This window comes from Mycolicibacter senuensis (genome assembly GCF_003284925.1).
Classification (GTDB): domain Bacteria; phylum Actinomycetota; class Actinomycetes; order Mycobacteriales; family Mycobacteriaceae; genus Mycobacterium; species Mycobacterium algericum_A.
This window is the reverse complement of the sequence record NZ_QMEX01000300.1, coordinates 1-1,302: the sequence shown is the minus strand read 5'-3', so window position 1 is coordinate 1,302 and position 1,302 is coordinate 1. Positions and strand designations below refer to the sequence as shown.

General features: G+C 64.0%; 1 protein-coding gene. It reads left to right on the top strand.

Annotation, left to right across the window (positions count from 1 at the left end; genetic code table 11):
• The first annotated feature begins 72 nt into the window (after positions 1 to 72).
• On the top strand, positions 73 to 1,263 hold the full coding sequence (locus tag DQP56_RS24285) for an IS481 family transposase (protein WP_112689624.1): 1,191 nt from the start codon (positions 73 to 75) through the stop codon (positions 1,261 to 1,263).
• The last annotated feature ends 39 nt before the right edge of the window (positions 1,264 to 1,302 follow it).

The following is a 1,302-nucleotide window of genomic DNA, read 5'->3' as shown; positions in this document are numbered from 1 at the left end:
GTGTGTGGTTCCAGGACATAGGAATGGCGTGTCTCAGGACATCGGAATAGGTTCAGGCCGCACCGTCAGCGGGTGTCGAAAGCGCGCCTGGTCATCACCGCCGTCGTCGAGCAAGGACTCAGCCAATCCGAAGCCGCCCGAACTTACCGGGTCTCCCAGAGCTGGATCTCCAAATTGGTCAGGCGTTACCGCCTCGAAGGCGAAGCTGCCTTCGAGCCCCGATCGCGGCGCCCACACCACAGTCCGACCCGGCTGGCGCAGGCCACCATCGACGTGATCATCAGGCTGCGCGCCGAACTGGCCGGCAAAGGCCTCGACCATGGCCCACAGACCATCGCCTGGCACCTACAGCACCACCACCATCTGACAGTGGCCCCCAACACCATCCACCGCCACCTGCGGGCCGCCGGACTGATCCCGCCACAGCCGCAGAAACGACCCAAATCCTCCTACATCCGCTTCGCCGCCGAACAACCCAACGAGCGCTGGCAAGCCGACTTCACCCACTGGCGCCTCGCCGACGGCACCGACACCGAAATCCTGGACTTCATCGACGACCACGCCCGCTACCTGCTCCGCTTGACCGCACACCGCCGCGTCACCGGCACCATCGTGGTCACCGAATTCCGAAACGCCGTTGAACAACACGGAATCCCCTACTCCACCCTCACCGACAACGGCATGGTCTTCACCACCCGCCTCGCCGGCGGCAAAGGCGGACGCAACGCCTTCGAATCAGAACTGCGAACACTGGGCGTCAGACAGATCAACTCCACACCCAGCCACCCCACCACCTGCGGCAAAATCGAACGATTCCACCGCACCCTGAAAAAATGGCTCCAAGCCCGACCCCGAGCCACCACCCTGACCGAACTACAGACCCAACTCGACACCTTCACCGAAACCTACAACCAGCACCGGCCCCACAGCGCCCTGCAACACCGCGCCACCCCCAGCACCGCCTACAACGCCCGCCCCAAAGCCAACCCAGCAAACCGCACCGACACCCACGACCGCGTCCGCACCGACCGCATCGACAAATCCGGCACCATCACCCTGCGCGTCCACGGCCGCCTCCACCACATCGGACTCGGACGAACCCACGCCGGCACCCGCGTCCTCATCCTGGCCCAAGACCACGACATCACCATCATCAACGCCGCCACCGGGGAACTACTCCGCCAGCTAACACTGGACCCCACCAGGGACTACCAACCCCGCCACGTCACCCGCGGCCGCCCAAAGAAAAAATCCGAACCCTAAACGAGGGTTCGGACTATTCCGATGTCCTGAGACATCACA